We start from the raw sequence: 19,063 nt of genomic DNA on the forward strand, positions 1-19,063 counted from the left end.
TGTGTTTTGTCACACCTATCATCCTGTCGAACGAAAGGTTAGTGAGCAGTATCGCCGACCCCAGCAGTCCGTCGGCTGCGAGAATCCCTCGGGCAGTCGGCGCGGAGCGCCGACGACGCCGAGTCGTCGGGGGTTTCTGATTGGTCTGCCCCAACGCTGTGGCTGTCTGTGCGGACGAACGACAGCTACCAGCAAACCGCCGTCCTAGAGGTCTTTCGCGACTCGAAGTTCCGTGTCGGTAACCGTCTCGACGGACTCGGCGGGGACCTCGATGTCGTCGTCGTCGGCGTCACCGAAGCCAAAGCCCTGGATGATGGCCTCGCCGATGTCCGGGTCGGGTTCGACGTAGGCGACCTGTGCGTCGGTGTCCACTTCGGTGACGATGCCGATCTGCTCGGCTTCGATGTCCATGAGGTACTTCCCCTCGTCTTCGGTGGATAGGACTGACATACAATCTCCTCTCTCGGCGGCGAAATAAATATCTGGGTAATCTTCACCGGGCTACACGTCAGCGAGCGTCTCGGCCACGTCGTTCCAGTGGCTCCCTTTCCAGAAGTGTTGCCCGCAGTCTCGGCAGCGCCAGATGTCCGTCTCTGCGGGGTCGGGCGCGTATTCGGGCGTCGGCTCGGTGCGGTCGACGCGTTCGACGGGCGCGTTGCAGGTGCCACAGTGGGCGGGTTCGGGCGACAGCTCCAGGTCGAACCCGGCCGCGGCCAGCTCCCGCAGCTGGTCGGGTACGTCCCGTCTCGTGAGCAGGACGGCGTCGTCGACTTGCCGGGCCAGTCCCTCGTCGCGGGTCACCAGCCGCCGGCCCTCGGTCTCGGCCAGCGCGAGCAGGGCCTCGTCGGCCTCGGCGTCGCGGTCCAGCGCGTAAGCGGTGTCGTAGCCACACATCCGCAGGTACGTCGCCAGCTTCCCCAGCATCGCGTCCAGCACGAGGGGCTCCCCTTTAGCCATCGAGGAACTCCCGCAGTTCGTCAGCCGAGCGGGTGTTGAGCACGTCTCCGGCCTCGGCCCACCCGCGCCGGGCCGTGTGGACGCCGTAGGTTATCTGCTCGAAGCTCCCCGGGCTGTGGGCGTCGGTGTCGATAGCGATGGTCGCGCCGGCGTCGACGGCCGCCTTGACCGCGTAGCCGTCCAGGTCCAGCCGGGCGGGGCTGGCGTTGACCTCCAGAGCGGTGCCGGCGTCGGCGGCCGCCGTCGCAAGTCGGTCGATATCGACGTCCAGCCCGCTGCGGCGGTTGAGGTAGCGACCCGTCGGATGGCCGATGATGTCGACCTCGGGGTGTTCGGCCGCCGCGACCAGCCGGTCCGTGCCGTCGCCGTCCAGCGCGGCGTGGGGCGAGGCGACCACCAGGTCCAGCTCGGCCAGCACGTCGTCGGCCACCGAAATCTCGCCGTCCGCGGCGATGTTGGCCTCGACGCCGCTGAAGACGTCGATGTCGGCTTCGCTCGCGACCGACTCCACTTCGGCTACTTGCTCGCGCAGGGTCTCGTCGTCGATGCCGACGCCGCCGACCATTCCCGGGCCGGTGGCGTGGTCCGTAATCGCGATGTAGTCGTGGCCGAACACGGCGGCGCCCTCGACCATCTCCGCGACGGTGTTGCCCCCGTCGGACCACTCGCTGTGGGTGTGGAGGTCGCCGCGAACGTCGGCCTCGACCAGCAGGTCCGGCAGGTCGCCGTCGGCGGCCGCCGCCACTTCGCCGCGGTTCTCGCGCATCTCGGGGGGTACCCACGCCATGTCCAGCGCCTCGTAGACGCCCTCCTCTGTCTCGCCCGCGACGCGCTCGCCGGCCCGCTGGTGGTCCTCTTCGTCGCCGACCTCGGACACATCGAAGACGCCGTACTCGTTGACCTTCAGGTCCCGTTCGATGGCGCGGTTCCGGACCGCGACGTTGTGGTCCTTGCTGCCGGTGAAATACTGCAGCGCCGCGCCGAACTCCTCGGGCACCACGACCCGCAAATCGACCCGGAGGCCGCCGGCCCGGACCGAGGCCTTGGTCTCGCCGGCCTCGATGACGCCCTCGACTTCTGGCCAGTCGGTGAAGGCGTCGACGACGCGCTCCCCCTCGGCACTCCCGACCAGCACGTCCACGTCGCCGATGGTGGGTCGCCAGCGCCGCAGCGACCCGCCCAGCGCACAGCGCTCGACGGCGTCGATATCGGCGACGTACTGCCTGGCCTGCTCGCCGTAGGGGTGGGCCGTCCCGAGCAGCGTGCGAGCGTGGGCTTCGCGGGCGAACTCGATGTTGTCGAGGATGTTCTGTTCGGTCTTCGCGCCGAAGCCCTTGATATCCTGTATCTCCCCCGCTTCGGCGGCGGCTTCGAGTTCGTCGAGCGTCGTGATACCGAGTTCCTCGTACAGCGAGCCGACGGTCTTGGGCCCGACGCCCTCGACGGCGGTCAGCGCGGCCATGTCGACGGGGAGTTCCTCGCGGAGTTCGCCCAGTTCCTCGATTTCCCCCGTCTCGAAGTACTCGACGACCTTCGAGGAGATGGCGTCGCCGACCCCATCTATCTCGCCGACGGCCTCGGCCCCTTCGGCGGCCAGTCCCTCGATGTCGCCGGGGTGGTCGCGGATGTTCTCCGCGGCCCGGCGGTAGGCCCGTGGCTTGTACTCTACCCCCTTTGCGTCCAGCAGGTCGGCGAACTCCTCGAGCAGCGTGGCGATTTCGTCGTTTCGGCTCATCGCCGCCCCCTGCTGGCCCGGCCGGTCCCCGAATCGGCGTCCTCGTGGCCCAGCGCCTTCCGCAGGAAGGACATCCAGCGTTTCTTGTCGGCCGTCTCCTGTGCCTTCGCCTCGTCCTCGAGATTCGCCGGCCCGAGCTGTTCGAGGGCGTTCAGCGCCCGGTCGATACCGATGATGGCCTCGACGAGTTCCTCGCCCTCGGCGTAGCTCAGCTCACCGTCTTCCAGTCGTTGCTTGCGCTGGAGTCGCTCCCGGCGGAGGTTCTTCTTCGCCTCGGTGACTCGCTCGCGCTCGCCGCGTGGCACCGTCTCCCTGCGCTTGATTTCGAAGACGAACGACTGCAGGTCGATGCGCTCGCCCTGGACGGTGATCTCGTCGGGGATTGTCACACCGACGGTCGCACCCTCCCGTTCGATGCGCTCTAGCAGTTGTTTGCGCTCGAACTCTTGCACTACCCTACTGTTCGACCTCGGGGTCCTTACCCGCTTCGCTCGGGTCCCCGCTCTTGCCCGCCTCGGCACTGTCCTCGGGGTCTCGGTCGTGGCTCTCGAATCCGCTGCGCTCCATCCGCCCCCACGAGTCCACGCCGGCGAGGTACTCGAACAGCCCTCGCCACGCGATGTAGGCTTTCCACTGGCGGAACCCGATATTCTCGACCGTTCCGTACCAAAGCAGCAGGACCGTCTGCCAGACGGAGCCGTACCGCCGATACGTCGACACCTCGCTGTAGATACTGAACCAGGAGAGGCCCACTCCGAAGACGCTCGTGAGCAGGAAGAAGATGGCGAACACGTAGGGCTCGGTGAGGCCCAGCAACACCAGCGGCACCAACAACAGATAGCCCAGTCCCTCCATGAGCCGGCCGATAGTTTCGACGAACAGGAAAAACGGGAGGGCGTACAGCCCGACGCGGCCGTATTTGGGCCGACCGATCATATCGCGGTGCATGACGAGGGTCTCGACCATCCCTCGATACCAGCGCCGGCGCTGGCGACCCAGCACCGAGAGTGTCTCCGGGACTTGCGTCCAGGCCACCGGCTCCGGGACGAACTCCACCGCGTACTCCTGTCCGGTCTCGACCAGATGTCTGTGTATCCGCACGACGAACTCGAAGTCCTCCGTCACTGTCCCCTCCCGGTAGCCCCCGATTTCGCGGGCCAGGTCCGTCTTGAACACGCCGAAGGCGCCGGAGATGATGATGAGGCTCCGCAGCCGGTCCAGCCCGAGCCGGCCCGAGTAGAACGCGCGGAGATACTCCATCACCTGGAGGCCGACGACCGGGTTCGTGGGCATCCGGACGTCACGTATCTGCCCGTGCTCGACCGTACACTGGTTCGCGACACGGACGGTCCCGCCGGAGGCGACGATGGTCTCCGGGCGTTCGAGAAACGGCGTGACGACTTTCAACAGCGCGTCCCTGTCGATTATCGTATCGGCGTCGACAGCACAGAACAGCTCCTTGTCCGTCAGCCAGAGGCCGGCGTTGAGCGCGTCGCTTTTGCCCCCGTTTGCCTTGTCGACGACAGTCAGGTTCTCGTGTGTCATCGACCGGTAGACCGCTGTGATCGGCTCCGACGGAACGTCGAACGGAATCTCCGCGTCCATCTCGACGAGGTCGTACGCCGATTGCAGTTCGGCCAGCGTCCCGTCGGTCGAGCCGTCGTTGACGACGATAATCTCCTTCTCCGTGTATTCGAGCGTCAGAAACGACCGGACGCTCTCCTCGATAGTCGCGGCTTCGTTGTACGCCGGGACGAGAATCGCGATGCCGGGCAGGAACGGGCTCCCGAGCTCGTCGTACGGTGGCTCCCAGCTGGCCTCGCGGGACCGACTGCGAAGCTCCCACAGCGCGAGCACGTGGATGAGCAAGTAGTTGGCGTTGAGAAGCGCGAAGTAGGCTATCGCGACGAGCCCGAACGCGTTGATGGCGTCGACGACCGAAGCGACCGATGTCATGGCTTGCGCCCGTCCGCTATTTTACGGTCGGCCAGCACCCACTGCAGCGCCGTATCTATCTCGGCGTCGGGCAGCCGCGGGTCCGTCGGCCCCAAAGCCTGACGGTCGGTGAGTTCCCGCATCGCCGCGACACGGACGCGCGAGCTCGGGTCACTGACCGCCATCGACTTGAGTTCCCAGATGCCGGCCTCGTCGCTCCAGGAGCCCAGCATCTCACAGACGGCCCGGCGCACGGTCGGTGCAGCGTCGGCTATCAGTTCCGCCCGGGGCACCTGCTCACGGATGTCCTCGCGCCAGCCGTAGTGGACGAACGCCCGAGCGGTGGCCGCTCGGACGTCCGGTGATTCGTGGTCGAACAGCGCCAGGAGCCACGCAGTCGGCGCGTCCGCTGGAAGCATGGCGAACTCCCGGAGTACCAGCAGCACTTGCAGGGTCACCGTCGTCGACCACTCGTCGACGTGGTCGGCGGCGTACTCGAACAGCGCCGTCGGGTCCCCCTCGTGGAGACGATACAGCGTGTCGACGCCGAAACTGGTCATCGGACGGTCCGGCCTCGAAAGCAGCAGTTCGGTCCCGACTCGTGGCGCGTCAGCGTGGTCGGTCTCGTACAGGAGGCGAGCGGCCGCCGCACGGACCGTCGGGTCGCGCTGGCAGTGGGCACGGACGAACGTCGTCTCGACGGGCTGGTCCAGCACTGTCAGCCACTTCAGCCCCAGCAACCGCTCGTGTCTCGTTCCGTCTCGAACCGCGGCCATCGCCTCTGACGGTATCCCCAGCGCACGGCCGGCGTCCCGGAGATGGCGGCGCTCCGTCCCGTCGAGTTTCCGGAGGAAGCTATCGACTTCGTCCCGCAGGAGCTCCCGTTCGGTCTCGTCGAGGCTCGCTATCCAACCGGTCCAGTCCGGGTCGTCCGCTGCCAGGCGCTCGAAGAGTCCGTCCCTGACCGCTGGTCGGTGCCGTTCTCGATGGCGGTCATTGCGCGAGCGGATCCAGACGTAAACCAGGGTGACAACTTCTATCGCCAGCAGAAACAGGCCAAGCAGGATACCGAGTACCAGCGCGAAGATAAGCGGTTCGTCCAGTCGGCTGAGCAGCAGGTCGATACGCCGCGGTCCCGGCTGGGTTCCGGCCTGTGCGAGTAGCCCGGCGACCACACTGCTGGCAGTCATTCCAGTACCGTGCGGATACGAGCGGCGAGCCCTCGCGGGCTGAACGGCTTCTCGACGTAGTGGTTCGCGCCCGAATCGAAGCCGGTGACGACGTCTTCCTCTCGGGTTCGTGACGTGAGTATGATGACCGGGACGTCGGCGAGTCGTTCGCTCTCACGGATCTTCCCCAGTAGTTCGAACCCGCCGTGGCCGGGCATCATCACGTCGAGGACGATGAGGTCGGGTGTCGCCATCTCCAGAAGACAGTCCCAGCACTTCGCCCCGTCGGCACACGTCGTCACCTCGTACCCCTCCGACTCGAGGCTGAACTCCAGCATCTGGCGGATATCTCCGTCGTCGTCCGCACAGACGATATGCGGAGCGTCTGGGCTACTCCCCTCCCCGTTTGCCAGTGTTTCGTTCATTGTTTCCCCCGTCGGTCGAACTTCTATCCCCGTCGGACCGATGCTCACCCGCTCAAGCGTACGACCATCCCGCGGCGACTGACCCGTTCCGAACGTCGGTCCAGCAAGCTCGCTCCGCCTTTGCAGTTCAGGCTATACAAAGATATCTGGATAACGTAATAAAAGTGGTGGGGTATACGCTGGGCTGGTCACAGCCCTGTCAACTGTCGTTCCAGGATGAGCGATATAAACACAACCCCTTTGCACCGCCCACCCCAACTACCGCCAATGTCGGAGTGTGACGTCTGCGGGAAGCAAGAGAACATGCCCTACCAGTGCGGGCACTGCGGGGGGACCTACTGCGCCGAGCACCGGTTGCCCGAGGCCCACGACTGCCCGGGGCTGGACAACTGGAACGACCCGAAGGGAGTGTTCGACAGCGGGTTCGACGACTCCGTCGACGGCGGCTCGTCGGGCGGTTCGGGCGGCGTGGCCGACCGCTTTGGGGTCAATACCGGTCCCGGGGGGCCGTTGGCGTACTTCCGCGGCAACATGACCTACGTGTTCCTGGCCACCATGGCCATCGTCTTCGTGTTGCAACACGTCGTCTTGCTGACGCTTGGGGTTCGAGCTCATCAGTTCCTCTTCGTCATCCATCCCCAGAACCCGGAGTACGTCTGGACCTGGGTGACGTCTATCTTCTCGCACGCGCCCTTTAGCCTCAGCCACATCGCGCTGAACGGCCTCGTCATCTACTTCTTCGGGCGACTGGCCGAGCGCCAGATGGGGTCGAAGAAGTTCACGCTGTTTTTCATCGGTTCCGGGGTCCTCGCTGGCCTCGGCCAGATAGGAATCCAGATGCTTCAGGGGGGGACCACGGGCGCACTCGGGGCGAGCGGTGCTGCCCTGGCAATCCTCGGCTTCGTCACCGTCCTGAACCCGGACCTCACCGTCTATCTGTACTTCCTGCTTCCGGTGCCTATCTGGGCCATCACCGGCTTCTACGCGATTATCAGTATCGCCGGTGTGCTGGCACCAGGCGCGGGTATTCTCGGCGGAAACGTTGGTCATGCGGCCCATCTCGCCGGTCTCGTCATCGGGCTCTGGTACGGTAAGCGCATCAAGGACCGGACGCGTATCCCGAACCAGATTCAGTTCGGCGGCCGCCGTGGCGGTGGCGGTCCCGGTGGCCCAGGCGGGCCCGGCGGTCGCGGTCCGTTCTGATGGACATCGTTCGTCCGGAGTTCGTCCCGGACCCCTCGCTCTCGACCGCCGAGATGGAGGCCCTGCAACGTGATATCGCCGAGGCGGCGGTCTTTGCGGACGAGTTCGCGTTCGACCCCGATGCCGTCTCGCTGGACGGGCCGGCCGGACAGCAGACGCTCGGCGAGCGACCAGCCAGTGTCGCCGATGACACCGCGACCGAGGGCGCCGACCAGCCCCTCGTCGCCGGCGTCGACCAGGCCTTCGTCGGCGACCGCGCGATATCGGCCATCGTCGTCCTGCGGGGCCGCGAGGTCATAGAGCGGGTCTATGCGGTCGAACCGACGGAGATTCCGTACGTCCCCGGCCTCCTCTCCTTTCGCGAGGGCGGGGCCATCCTCGCGGCCTTTTCAGCGCTGGAGCACGTGCCCGATATCGTCTTCGTCGACGGCAGCGGCCGCATCCACTACCGCGAGGCGGGACTGGCGACGCACATCGGGGTCACGCTGGATGTCCCAGCTATCGGCGTCGCGAAGAACCTGCTGTGTGGTCGACCACGGGAGTCACTGGACCGAAAGCTCCCCGAGGGCGCCCGCGTCGCCATCGAGGCCGACGCCGAGGTCGAGACTGCTACTGATGGACCCATCATCGGCTACGCCGTCCAGAGCCGACAGTACGACTCGTCGAGTCAGTACATCAATCCGCTCGTCGTCAGCCCCGGCCACCGGGTCAGCGCGGCGACCGCGGCCGACCTCGTGGTGGCGACGGCGGCGGGGTACAAACTCCCCGAGCCGACGCGGCTCGCCGACGCCTACGCCGACTCGGTGAAAGGCGACCTGTGAGGCGTTCGTCGCGGCGCCGAACGGGGGAAGCTTAATTGCCCGGGGTGAGACGGCCCTCGTATGGCCAAGACGGTGCTGATAACCGGTGCCTCCTCGGGCATCGGCCGCGCGACAGCCGAGGCGTTTCTGGACGACGACTGGCAGGTCTGGGCGACCGCCCGCGACGAGGACGACGTCGCGGCGCTGGCCGAGGCCGGCTGTGAGACGGCCGAACTCGACGTGACCAACGCTCGGGAGTGCGAGCGCGTCGTCGAGGACGTCGTCGAGGCGGCCGGGCGCATCGACTGCCTGGTGAACAACGCCGGCTACGCCCACTTTGGCGCCGTCGAGGACGTCTCGACGGAGGACCTCGAAAAACAGTTCGACGTGAACCTCTATGGCCCGCACCGACTGATTCGGGAAGTCATGCCCCACATGCGGGCCCGGGAGTCGGGCGCAATCATCAACGTCTCCAGTGTCGCTGGCAAGCTCTCCCTGCCGGGCCAGGGCGGATACGCGGCCTCGAAGTTCGCACTGGAAGGGCTGAGCGACGCGCTCCGTGTCGAGGCCGGCGAGTACGACGTCGACGTGGTGCTCGTCGAACCGGGCCCGGTCGAGACGAACTTCTACGACCGCGCCCAGGACGAACAGGAGAGCAACGACCACACCGGCGCCTACGACTGGCTCTCCACCGCCCGCGAGGACTCTCGGCTGGCCGGGATTCAGGACGCCCTCTCGGTCACCCCCGGAACGGTCGCGCTGACGATTCGGGACGCCGCGAACGCGAGCGACCCCGACCCGCGTTACCCCGTCGGCGAAGGGGCGAAACTCCTCCTCATGGCCAGACACCTCCCGGGGCGCTGGCGGGACGCCGCATTCGGCGTGATTCGGAAACTGTCGAGCTAAGGGGAGCGCTCCGCTTCAGTCGAGACAGGCCGCGACCACGGGTGGGACTGTCAGTCGAGACAGGCCGCGACCACGGGTGGGACTGTCAGTCGAGACAGGCCGCGACCACGGGTGGGACTGTCAGTCCAGACAGGCCGCGACCACCGAGAGCAGGCGTTCGCCGTGGACCTCGTCGGCGAAGAGGGGCACCCGTTTGACTTCGTGGCCTCGGAAGAGGTCCTGGGCCGCCGCTATTGCGTCCTGCTGGACCTCCCACCGACGGGCACAGAACTCACAGTGGTCGACGTTGGGTCCGGGGATGTCGACCTCGCGACCCAGCACTTCGCTGGGCTCTTGCATCACCCGGTTGACGACGATAGTGCTGACGGGAATCTCGAAGTCGGTGAGCTGGGCGAGCAGGCGCTCCGATTCCATCACCGACAGGGTCTCGGGCACCATCACGATTCGGAAGTCGGTGCGGGTGGGGTCCCGCAGGATGGCCCGCAGGCGCTCGATGCGCTCGGAGAGTTCCTCCAGGTCCTGGATGCCGGACTCCGTATCGACGTCGTCGCCGCCGCCGAACATGCCTTTCATCGAGTCCATCATCCCGGAGAAGCGCTCGCGGAGCTTCAGAATCGTCCCGACCATCGAGTCCATCGTCTCGGGTAGTTCCAGCAGCCGGAGGGTGTGACCGGTCGGCGCGGTGTCGATGACGACGCGGTCGAACCGGTCGTCGTCGGTGTAGTCCAGCAGGAGCCGCATCGCTGCCGCTTCGTCCGCGCCAGGCATCGAACCGCCCAGCAGCCCGTCTTCGCCGCCGATGGGATTGTCGCTCTCTCCGTTCATCGGACCGGAAGCGTCGCCGCCCATCGGACCGGAAGCGTCGCCTCCCATGGGACCCCCACCGCCGAGCATCCCACCGAGACCGCCCAGGGCGTTGTCTTCCATTCCAAGGGGCCCCTCGCCCATCGCGGCCTCGGGGTCGATTTCGGCGGCGTAAAGCGGGATATCTTCTCGGATGCGTGTCGGCTCGGCGGGGATATCGGTCTCCAGCGTGTCAGAAAGCGAGTGGGCGGGGTCCGTCGAGACGACCAGCGTCGCCGTGTCGTCCCGTGCCGACGCCAGCGCGGTGGCTGCGGCACACGTAGTCTTCCCGACGCCGCCTTTCCCACCGTACAGCACGTATTCGGGTGCGTCGACACCGGTCGGTGCGTCGATCTCGTCGACTGTCTCGACGTCCAGATTGCTCATACCCCAGGCTACGCTTCCGGCCTTGAGTAGTTCCCGGAAAAGGGCGCGACAGTGACCCATCGCTGTCGCGCGAGGTTCCACGCGCCCAGTGGCGCAGGCGAACCCTACTGTCTCGAGGAACGCGCTTCGCGGACCTCGGCGCCGTCACGGAGTTTGTCCTCGCAGTTCGGGCAGACTCTCGGTCCGTGTGCTTCGGAGGCTTCCGGTGTAAACACCCGCACGTACTGCTCAGTTACGAATTCGCCGCAGTTCTGACACTCGGGCATCCCTTGTAACACTCTAATAATGATGTAAATGCTTTTTGTTTACGGCCAACGAGGGGAGTTACAAACCGCGCTTAGCCGACCAACTGCCCGTTAACCGTGGTTTCGCCAGAACGACTCCAGCTGCGGGGCGAGAAAGTCGGGTGTCATTCGCGTGAACTCCTCGCGTTCGCCCTCGGGGAGAAAGTCGTAGACGGAGTGGCGGCCGTCGGGGGTGTAGCGCCGGCCGACGAACGCCCGGACGCCCACCTCGTCGGCCCCGCGGATGACCCGACCGATGGCCTGGCGCGCCCGCCGCACCGCGGGGACCGTCAGGGCGTACTCGAAGGCGTTGTCCTCGCCGAACGTGTCGCCGTAGGCCCGCTGGACCGCCCGAATTCGGGGCGAGCCGATGTTGACGAGCGGGACGCCGACGACGGCGCAGGTCGACAGTTTCGCGCCGTCGTAGTCGACGCCCTCGGTGAGTGTCCCGCGCGTCGACGTGACAAGCACCTTGCCCTCGCCCGCGAAGAAGGACTGTTTGGTCCGGTCGGTCTCCTCGTTGCTGGAGGACTCGTCGACCAGGACCGGCTTCTCGACGGCGTCCTGCAGGTAGGCGCCGGCCCAGCGAGCCTCCCGGTAGTTCGGCATGGCTATCATGACGTTCCCGGGTGAGCGGGCAAGCGCCCGGAGCGCCTGGGCGTACTCGTCACGCGTGGGGTTCCAGTTCTCGCCCAGCGGTTTCATATCGCCGGGGTTCCCGCGGTTGCGCGCCGTGAAAGGGCGCGCGTCGACGAGATACGACGCTCGATTCTCCGGCGGGAACGGGAGGTCGTAGGTCACCGAGCGCACAGGTCTGGTCGGCGAGTCGTCGTCTTCGTCGTCGACGGCCTGCTCGGCCAGTCCGTCGAGCCCGGCGACCTTCGTGAACACGTCTAGCGGTTCGAGCGTCGCGCTCATCACGCAGCCCCCGCCGAGTTCGTCGAAGACGTCACGCAAGGCCAGCGCGGGCATGCAGTTGTAAAAGAGCAGTCCGGGCGTGTAGACGGCCTCGTAGTCGGCGTCGGTGGCCCGACGCTGGTCGGGCGAGTGTTCCAGTTCGATTTCCCGGAGGAACGTCGAGTGGTCCCGTTCCCACCAGTGGCCACAGATAGCGCCGACGGCGGCACAGACGGGCTGGCGGGTCAATCCGAGCTGGTCGATGGCGTCCTCGACGGCGGCGCCTATCTGTCCGAGCGAGCGCCACAGCCCGCCGTCGTACCCCTTCTGCTCGGCCCACTCCGTGAGTTCGTCTCGTTCGACGCTGTCGGGGTCCCGCAGGGGTATCTCTCGGTCGTGTTCGGGGAGCATCGAGGGGTCCGCGCGCCACCCCTCGTGTTCGCTATCCAGGAACGATTCGACGCGGTCGTCGACCCAGCGTTCGAGGTCGGCGTAGAACTTCCGGGCGCGGTCCACGGCTTCGAGGGGGACTTCCCGCGCGGAGAGTACCTCCCGGACCTGTTCCTTGTGGTCGGCGGTCTGCTGGGCGCGCTGGACCAGCAGGTCACAGTCGTTGCGTGCCTGGGTAATCGTCTGTTTGCCCAGCCGGTCCGACAGCAGGTCACGGACCCGCTCCTCCAGGCGGTGGGCCTCGTCGACGACGACGAACGTCTGGTCGTCGAGAATCGCCGACAGCAGCGGCCGGGAGTTCGGGTCGAAGAGGTGGTTGTAGTTGCCGACGACCACGTCGGCTTCCTCCAGCATGACGCTCATCACCCGGTGGGGGCAGGTCCCCCGTTCGACGGCCGCCGGCAGGTAGTCGTCGATGGTGACGACGTTGTTCGGGCCTGCCGAGAAGTCCACGGGCGACCCCTTGTTCCGGGCGTACCAGTCGGCCTCGAACGGGCAATAGAGCGGTTCGTCGCCCTCGGCCATCGACTCGGGAGCGGTGGGCTGGCTCGGCCGGTACGGTGAGGCCGCGCCCGCGGTGGCGAGCGTGTCCTCGCCCAGCGTCGTCTGGGAGGCGGCATCGGGACGAGCCGCCGCGGCGAGCTTGCTGCCAAGCTGTGGGTCCCACCACTGCTCGTCCTCGTCGACCTCGTTCTCGATGGCCGTGTCCGCGACGGCCGCCCCGTCCCCGCGCCCGTCGTCCTCGACGAGTCTCGCCGTGGCTTCCCGCAGGTCCTCACAGCGGTCGTGGGTGCTCGCGTCGTCGGGGAACTTCCCTTCGCGCCCGTAGGGACAGAGGTCCCGCTTGCCGACGAGCGAGATGCCATCGAAGGGCTCTTCGATGCCGGCGTTTAGCGTCCGCAGGTCGTCGACGAACTGCTGGAGCTGCTGTTTGACCGGGGTGACGACGACGATACGGTCGTAGAGGTCGGTGTCCCGGACGAGGTGGGCGCCGGCGGTCAGGGCGGCCATCGTCTTCCCGGTGCCACAGGGGCCTTCCATCGCGAGAAAGCCACGGGACTTCCCGGTCTCGATGACCCGTTCGATGGCGTCGGCCTGGTTACCGTATGGCTCCTCGAACCCGAAGTACGTGCGCCACGCCTCGCTCTCTGGAGCCGATTCCCGCATTGGAACGGGGTTGGGCGTCCCCGTATTTGAACCGCCGGGTTCGCGCCGGAACGGTTCGCACAATCAGTACTGTTAATACAACCGTTCAACATCTTGTGACAACGTGCCATCTATCCATCAGGAAACCTACGGACGGCGCGCTCCGGACCTCGCGCCGCCGTTCCCGAGGTCGGCCGACGGCGTCGGGCTCTCCACGCCGGTCGGCGTCGTGCAGGACCCCGCCGGGCGTGTCTGGGTCGCCGACGCCGGCAACAGCCGCGTGCTCGTTTTCGACCGAAATCTGGAGCGGGTGTTCGGCCAGGTCGGGTCCTTCGGGACCGCGCCCGGCGAGTTCGACCTCCCGTTCCGGCTGGCCCACCACCCGAGCGAGTCACGCGTCTTCGTCACTGACCTCGGCAATGCCAGGGTGCAGGAACTGGCCTACGGCGAGCCCGGCGAGGACGGCGTTCCAGTGACCGTCAAGCAGACGTTCGGGCCCACGACAGACGACTTTCACCCCAACGGCATCGCGCTCGCCGAGGACGGTGACGGACTGACCGTCTTCGTCGCCGACGAGTTCTATCACGAGGACCCCGAAGACACCCGGAGCCGCATCGTCGTCTTCGACGGCGACGGACGCGAGACCGACAGTTTCCGTGCCGTCACCCGGGAGTACGACGACCCCATCGGGCTCTACTGGCCACAGGGCCTCGATACGGACCCCGACGGGAACCTTCTCGTCGCCAACACCGGCTACGGCCAGCAAGCGAGCGAACACGGTCGGCCGCCCTACTATGCGAACGTGGTCCGCTGTGACCGCGAGGGCTGTGGGGTCCCGTTCCCGGCCACTGGGACCCCAGTGCTTGACGACCAGTTCGCCATCCCCAGGGCCGTGAGCTATCTGCCCGACGAGGAGCGAATCGTCGTTCCGGACATCGGCGGGGGGCACCTCTATGCCTACTCGCCCGACGGCGACCGGCGCGGGGAAATGCCGTCGGTCATCGCCCCCGACGTCGAGGACCGCCGCTTTGGCGCTCCGATGGCCGTCACCGGATACGACCCCGGTGACGCCGACCCGACCGGCGCCATCCGCGGGCGGGTACTGGTCACCGAGGCACTCGACCACGCCGTCTCGGCCTACCGGCTCCGCTTTGTCGCCGAGCGAAAGACACAGCTTGGGGCCGTCGACGGCTGTCGGCGCCAGCCCGGGCAGTTCGACTACGCTTCGGGGTCGGCGGTTCAGCGGGCCGGCGACCCGGTGCTGTGGGTCGGCGACGGCGGCAACGAGCGGGCCCAGCACACCGGCCCGGGGCTGGAAGCGCCGGTCTCGCCGGCCGACCTCACGGCGAATCGGTTCCCGGCGACGCTTTCGACCTGGCACCCCGGCGACGAGACGTATCTGTTCGCCGCCGACTACACTGCCGAGGCCGACGCGTTCACTGACGACCACCAGCTCCACTGCTACCGGCTGGACGACCGCGACCCCGAACACGTCACGAGCTTCGGCGGCTGGGGGTACTTCGGCGGTGACGTCCGCCTGCCCCGCGGGATGGCCGTCGAACCGCTCGATAGCGACCGCTGCCGACTCCACGTCGCGGACTCGCTCAACGGCCGGGTCGCCTCGTGGGTCATCGACCGCCGGACCGGGGCCGTCGAGGACCACGACACCCGGGGAACGTTCGGCCACGACGCCGGCGAGTTCTGGCTCCCCTCCGACGTGGCAATCGGCCCCGAGGCCACCTACGTCGCCGACCGAAGCAACGACCGCCTCCAGTACGACGCCGGCGACGGCTGGCAGGTCGTGGGGACCGCGGGCTACGGCGACGACAGCGGCCGATTCCTCCTCCCGACGAGTCTGGCGCTGGCCGACGGCTATCTGTTCGTGGTGGACCTCGTGAACCGTGCCATCAAGGTGTTCGAGACGCTGCCCGGGGGCGGGATTCCGGACGAGCCGGTCGACGCCTTCGGCACGTTCGGCGGGCAGACCGCCGGTGGTGACCTCTGGTTCCCGGCGATGGTCTCTGCGCTGGCACACGACGACGGGGTGACCGTGCTGTTGCCAGATAGCGTGCTGAACGTCGTCTATCGGTACGAGTGGACGGCGCCGTAGCTGCGCTAGGTCTCCTCGGGCGGCTCTACGGTCTCGGGTAGCGCCACCCGGACCTCCAGGACGCGGTTGTTCTCGGCCGTCTCGACGGTGAGGCTGACCCCGTCGTGGGTCACGGTCTCGCCCTCGTCGACGAGGCGTCCGGCCCGGCTCATGAGGAAGCCGGCGACGGACTCGAACTCCTCGGCCTCCGGGAACTCGGTGCCAAGCGCCTCGTTGGCCTCGTGGACGTTGAGCTCCCCGCGAACGAGTGCGGTGTGGTCGTCGAGCCACCGAATCGGCGGGGCCTCCGTCGCGGTGAGCACCTCGCCGATTATCTCCTCGACGATGTCCTCGATGGTGACGACCCCCGACGTCGTGCCGAACTCGTCGACCACGATAGCCATCCGCCGTCGCTGTGCGCGCAGCTCCGTCAGCAGGTCGTCGACCTCCTTCGTCTCCGGGACGACGACCGGCTCGCGCGTGACGGAGTGGAGGGAGTCGCCCCGGTGCTGTGCTTCCAGCAGGTCGCGGATGTGGACCACGCCGACGACGTTATCGAGCACCTCTTCGTACACCGGGAGCTGGGTGAACCCGCTGTCGAGACAGGTCTCTATCGCCGTCTCGAGGTCCGCGTCGGCCTCGACGCCGACCACGTCGAGTCGGGGGGCCATGGTCTCCTTGACGATGCGGTTCCGGAATCGGAGCAGCCGCTGGAGCATCCGGTGTTCGGACTCGGTGAACACGCCCGCACGCTGGCCGGCCTCGATGACTTCCCGGACCTCCGCCCGCGTGACGTACGCGCTTTCCAGGTCTCCCTCGCTCCCGGTGAGTCTGTTGACCAGGCTGGTGAGCGTGTCGAACACCGCCACGAGCGGATACAGCGCCCGCTGGATGAGGCTGAGCGGTCGGGCGATTCGGAGCGCCCACAGTTCGCTGTGTTCGACGGCGTAGGATTTGGGCGCCGTCTCGCCGAACAGCAACACCAGCGACGTGACCCCGAAGGTGGCGACGAGCACGGCCTCTCCCGGCGTGAAGTAGAAGCCAAGGAGCCCGGTCGTGATGGCCGACATGCCGATGTTGGCGATGTTGTTCCCGACGAGGATCGTCACGAGCAGCCGGCGCGGGTCCTCTTTCAGCAGCGAGAGCGTCTCGGCGCCGGGCGTCCCCGCCTCGGCCAGCGACTCGATACGGTGATCGGCCAGCGAGAAGATAGCGATTTCGGCCGAAGAGAAAAAGCCCGAGACCAGGATGAGGGCCACTATTGCCAGGGTTCCCAGGACGGTAATCGTTCCCTGCGAGGGGTCGACCAATCCGGCGAACTGTCCCACAGGTAGCGACGAGGAGAGCGAGGAGTACATACTGGGTGAAAGGCACAACGCTGGGTAAAATCACGGGTCTCGGCGGGTCGTCTCAGGCGGCTCTGCCAGAAAAGGGTCAATTCAGATATATGTTTATGTAGATAGAGAACTATCGTTCGTTATGAAGATAGACGAGCTACAGGCATTCCTCGAAGACGAACTATCGTATTCGGTCTCCCACGCGTCCGTGCTCTCGCAGGTCGGGTCGGCCGAAATCGAGGCCCCCGACGCGGACGAGACGGCGACGATTTCGACCATCATCGATGACGTCGGGCAGGAGTCGTACGACTCGGCCGATGAACTGTTCGCGACCGTCCTCGGGAACGTCAACGACGACTACATCGGACGCAAGTTCTACGACGACCGCGGTGGGAATCCAATCGACGAGCTGACCGACCGGCGGGACGAGACGGAAATGTCATTTTAATCACTTGGCGGCGGTCAGTCCGCCCTCGCTCGCCGAAACGCCTGTCGAGCAGTTGCCAGGCTGGCACGAACTTATATAAATGTACACAGGGTACTGTGTACTATGGGGACGAAAACAATCTCGCTGGACGAGGAGGCGTACGAGCGCTTGCGGGCGCACAAGCGCGAGGGCGAGAGCTTCAGCGCCGTCGTCAAACGGTTGGCCGGCGAGCGGTCCTGGCAGGAGGTCACCGGTATCTGGGCTGGCGAGGTCGACGGGCTCGAAGCGGCGGTCGATGACGGTCGCGAACGAAGTCGGGAGCGCCGGGCCCGCATCGACGACGCACTGGAATGATTCAGGATACCAGCTTTCTCATCGATATCCTCAACGGCGACGAGGATGCAACCGACGTTCTGGAACTCATCGAGCGCGATAACCGACCCGAAAAGGTCGCCGCCATCACGTCACTCGAACTGTACGAGGGAATCGGCCGCTCGGAGAAACCGGCCGAGGAACAGCGGCAGGTTCTGGCTGTTCTCGAGTCCAAACACGTGATCCCCGCCGATCACGGTATCATGAAACACGCCGGCGAATTGAGTGCGAGCCTCATCACTGCGGGCGAGCGTATCGATAGAGAGGACTGTATCATCGCCGCGACGGCGATCCAGGAGAACGAGCCCGTGCTCACTCGGAACGCCGCGCACTTCGACCGAGTTCCCAATCTCGACGTCGAGAGCTACTGACAGAATCTCTCCGCGCAGCTAGTCGTCGCTCTCGGCGACCTCGCGGCCGCTATCTACAGTCTCCTCACCCAGCAACTCCTCGCGGTGTTCGTCCAGCAGCGGTGCCCGGCCCCGCGGTTGTGGCATCGTCTCGGACATCTTGATTGGGCTCCCGGCGATGGTCATCGGCTCGTCGGCGCCGGGCTGGCTGACATCGGCGAGCATCCCGCGGTCGTGGACGTGGGGGTCCGCGAAGATGTCGGCGGTGTTCTGGACTGGTGCGGCGGGAACGCGGCCGTCGAGTCGTTCGAGAATCTCAACCGACTCGTGGTCGCGAGTCCAGTCCGCAATCTCCGCCCGAAGTGAGTCCCGATTGGCCAGCCGGCTGGCGGCGTCCGGATAGTCGGCCGCCAGGTCGGGCCGGTCCACCGCCTCACACAGCGTCGCCCAGTGGCCGTCGGAAAAGGCGGCGATGACGACGTAGCCGTCGCTGGCCTCGAAGGCGTCGTAGGGGAAGAGTGTGGGGTGAGAGTTGCCCTGGCGCGTGGGTGACTCGCCGTCACAGGAGTACTGGTAGACGGCGCGTTCGGCCAGCGAGACCATACAGTCGTACATCGCGGTGTCGACGTACTGGCCCTCATCGGTGCGCTCGCGGTGATGAATCGCCGCCAGAATCCCCACCGCGTTGAGTGCGGCGGTGAAGATATCGCCGACGCCCGGGCCGACCTTCGTCGGCGGCCCGTCTTCCTGGCCGGTAATCTCCATCACGCCGCCCAACGCCTGCGCGATGAGGTCGAAGGAGGGCTGACCCTGCCGGTCCGTCTCGCCCGTGCGCGGGTCGCCGAAGCCACGAATCGAGGAGTAGATGAGCTGTGGATTGTGCTCTTTCAGCGTCTCGTAGCCACAGCCGAATTTCTCCATCGTCCCGGCTTTGAAGTTCTCGACGACCACGTCGGCCCGTTCGACCAGCGAGAGAAAGGCCTCGCGGTCGGCGTCGGTCCGGAGGTCCAGCTCCAGCGAGCGCTTGCCGCGGTTCACACTCTGGAAGTAGCCGCCGTAGGCCTCCGACTCGGCGTCGTCGACGTACGGCGGGTTCGCGCGGATGAGGTCGCCGCCGGGGCGTTCGACCTTTACCACGTCCGCACCCATGTCCGCGAGCAACATCGTACAGTACGGCCCGGCGAGCACCTGCGTCAGGTCGAGCACCCGCAGGTCGGCAAGCGCGCTCATGGGCGAACCGAGTGACGGCGGGGTGATAAACTTTGGTGATAAATCATTATAAATTCCTTTAGGGCGTATTATCATGAAAGACCATTAAGTTTATACTCGCCCCGGAACCACGACAGAGCAC

19 protein-coding genes are annotated in these 19,063 nt (G+C 66.4%); 7 read left to right on the plus strand and 12 right to left on the minus strand.

Annotated elements, in window-relative coordinates; all coding sequences use genetic code 11:
- Positions 1-204: 204 nt before the first annotated feature.
- The 7 genes from EGD98_RS02720 to EGD98_RS02750 are packed head-to-tail and all read right to left on the minus strand — an operon-like array spanning position 205 to position 6,221.
- On the minus strand, positions 205-450 hold the full coding sequence (locus tag EGD98_RS02720; RefSeq protein ID WP_220586817.1) for a hypothetical protein: 246 nt from the start codon (positions 448-450) through the stop codon (positions 205-207).
- A 51-nt stretch (positions 451-501) separates the two neighbouring features.
- Complete coding sequence (locus EGD98_RS02725) at positions 502-957, minus strand: Mut7-C RNAse domain-containing protein (protein WP_220586818.1); 456 nt, start codon at positions 955-957, stop codon at positions 502-504.
- The gene (gene polX / locus EGD98_RS02730; RefSeq protein ID WP_220586819.1) at positions 950-2,692 is read right to left on the minus strand and encodes a DNA polymerase/3'-5' exonuclease PolX; all 1,743 of its coding nucleotides are present in this window, start codon (positions 2,690-2,692) and stop codon (positions 950-952) included. Before polX ends, EGD98_RS02725 begins: the two co-directional genes overlap by 8 nt.
- A complete protein-coding gene (locus EGD98_RS02735) occupies positions 2,689-3,144 on the minus strand; it encodes a DUF5788 family protein (protein ID WP_220586820.1) in 456 nt (151 codons plus the stop codon). Before EGD98_RS02735 ends, polX begins: the two co-directional genes overlap by 4 nt.
- 4 nt (positions 3,145-3,148) lie before the next feature.
- On the minus strand, positions 3,149-4,648 hold the full coding sequence (locus EGD98_RS02740) for a glycosyltransferase family 2 protein (protein WP_220586821.1): 1,500 nt from the start codon (positions 4,646-4,648) through the stop codon (positions 3,149-3,151).
- Entirely contained in the window at positions 4,645-5,817 is a 1,173-nt protein-coding gene (locus tag EGD98_RS02745) for a HEAT repeat domain-containing protein (RefSeq protein WP_220586822.1), read from the minus strand. The genes EGD98_RS02740 and EGD98_RS02745 overlap by 4 nt, the downstream gene beginning before the upstream one ends.
- Entirely contained in the window at positions 5,814-6,221 is a 408-nt protein-coding gene (locus tag EGD98_RS02750; protein WP_220586823.1) for a response regulator transcription factor, read from the minus strand. The genes EGD98_RS02745 and EGD98_RS02750 overlap by 4 nt, the downstream gene beginning before the upstream one ends.
- A gap of 267 nt (positions 6,222-6,488) precedes the next feature.
- Between EGD98_RS02750 and EGD98_RS02755 the strand changes: the two genes are divergently transcribed.
- Genes EGD98_RS02755 through EGD98_RS02765 form a run of 3 tightly spaced genes read left to right on the plus strand, consistent with a single transcriptional unit; the run spans position 6,489 to position 9,130 of the window.
- Positions 6,489-7,424, plus strand: coding sequence for a rhomboid family intramembrane serine protease (locus tag EGD98_RS02755; protein ID WP_220586824.1), 936 nt, complete (start codon positions 6,489-6,491; stop codon positions 7,422-7,424).
- A complete protein-coding gene (locus EGD98_RS02760) occupies positions 7,424-8,245 on the plus strand; it encodes an endonuclease V (protein WP_220586825.1) in 822 nt (273 codons plus the stop codon). Before EGD98_RS02755 ends, EGD98_RS02760 begins: the two co-directional genes overlap by 1 nt.
- 60 nt (positions 8,246-8,305) lie before the next feature.
- Positions 8,306-9,130, plus strand: coding sequence for an SDR family oxidoreductase (locus tag EGD98_RS02765; protein WP_220586826.1), 825 nt, complete (start codon positions 8,306-8,308; stop codon positions 9,128-9,130).
- A 120-nt stretch (positions 9,131-9,250) separates the two neighbouring features.
- Here the strand turns inward: EGD98_RS02765 and EGD98_RS02770 are convergent, their stop codons facing one another.
- The 3 genes from EGD98_RS02770 to EGD98_RS02775 form a co-directional block, all read right to left on the minus strand.
- On the minus strand, positions 9,251-10,360 hold the full coding sequence (locus tag EGD98_RS02770; protein ID WP_220586827.1) for an ArsA family ATPase: 1,110 nt from the start codon (positions 10,358-10,360) through the stop codon (positions 9,251-9,253).
- Between the two features lie 104 nt (positions 10,361-10,464).
- Positions 10,465-10,626 carry a DUF7563 family protein gene (locus tag EGD98_RS21225; RefSeq protein ID WP_262176004.1) on the minus strand — a complete coding sequence of 54 codons (162 nt, stop codon included), beginning with the start codon at positions 10,624-10,626 and terminating at the stop codon, positions 10,465-10,467.
- Between the two features lie 90 nt (positions 10,627-10,716).
- Positions 10,717-13,158 carry an ATP-dependent DNA helicase gene (locus tag EGD98_RS02775; protein ID WP_220586828.1) on the minus strand — a complete coding sequence of 814 codons (2,442 nt, stop codon included), beginning with the start codon at positions 13,156-13,158 and terminating at the stop codon, positions 10,717-10,719.
- A gap of 103 nt (positions 13,159-13,261) precedes the next feature.
- Here EGD98_RS02775 and EGD98_RS02780 point away from each other — a divergent pair, with 103 nt between their 5' ends.
- Positions 13,262-15,247 carry an NHL repeat-containing protein gene (locus EGD98_RS02780; protein ID WP_220586829.1) on the plus strand — a complete coding sequence of 662 codons (1,986 nt, stop codon included), beginning with the start codon at positions 13,262-13,264 and terminating at the stop codon, positions 15,245-15,247.
- A gap of 5 nt (positions 15,248-15,252) precedes the next feature.
- Here the strand turns inward: EGD98_RS02780 and EGD98_RS02785 are convergent, their stop codons facing one another.
- A complete protein-coding gene (locus tag EGD98_RS02785; RefSeq protein ID WP_220586830.1) occupies positions 15,253-16,584 on the minus strand; it encodes a hemolysin family protein in 1,332 nt (443 codons plus the stop codon).
- Positions 16,585-16,705: 121 nt separating this feature from the next.
- Here EGD98_RS02785 and EGD98_RS02790 point away from each other — a divergent pair, with 121 nt between their 5' ends.
- The 3 genes from EGD98_RS02790 (at position 16,706) to EGD98_RS02800 (ending at position 17,733) form a co-directional block, all read left to right on the plus strand.
- Positions 16,706-17,011, plus strand: coding sequence for a DUF5789 family protein (locus tag EGD98_RS02790; RefSeq protein WP_220586831.1), 306 nt, complete (start codon positions 16,706-16,708; stop codon positions 17,009-17,011).
- A 102-nt stretch (positions 17,012-17,113) separates the two neighbouring features.
- Positions 17,114-17,344 (plus strand): antitoxin VapB family protein, encoded by a 231-nt coding sequence (locus EGD98_RS02795; protein WP_220586832.1) that lies wholly within the window; start codon positions 17,114-17,116, stop codon positions 17,342-17,344.
- Positions 17,341-17,733: a type II toxin-antitoxin system VapC family toxin gene (locus EGD98_RS02800; protein ID WP_220586833.1), complete on the plus strand. Its 393-nt coding sequence runs from the start codon at positions 17,341-17,343 to the stop codon at positions 17,731-17,733. Before EGD98_RS02795 ends, EGD98_RS02800 begins: the two co-directional genes overlap by 4 nt.
- Before the next feature lie 18 nt (positions 17,734-17,751).
- Here the strand turns inward: EGD98_RS02800 and mct are convergent, their stop codons facing one another.
- On the minus strand, positions 17,752-18,942 hold the full coding sequence (gene mct, locus EGD98_RS02805) for a succinyl-CoA:mesaconate CoA-transferase (protein WP_220586834.1): 1,191 nt from the start codon (positions 18,940-18,942) through the stop codon (positions 17,752-17,754).
- Between the last annotated feature and the right edge of the window lie 121 nt (positions 18,943-19,063).

Origin of the sequence: Haloarcula salinisoli, assembly GCF_019599405.1 — an archaeon.
GTDB classification, from domain to species: domain Archaea; phylum Halobacteriota; class Halobacteria; order Halobacteriales; family Haloarculaceae; genus Haloarcula; species Haloarcula salinisoli.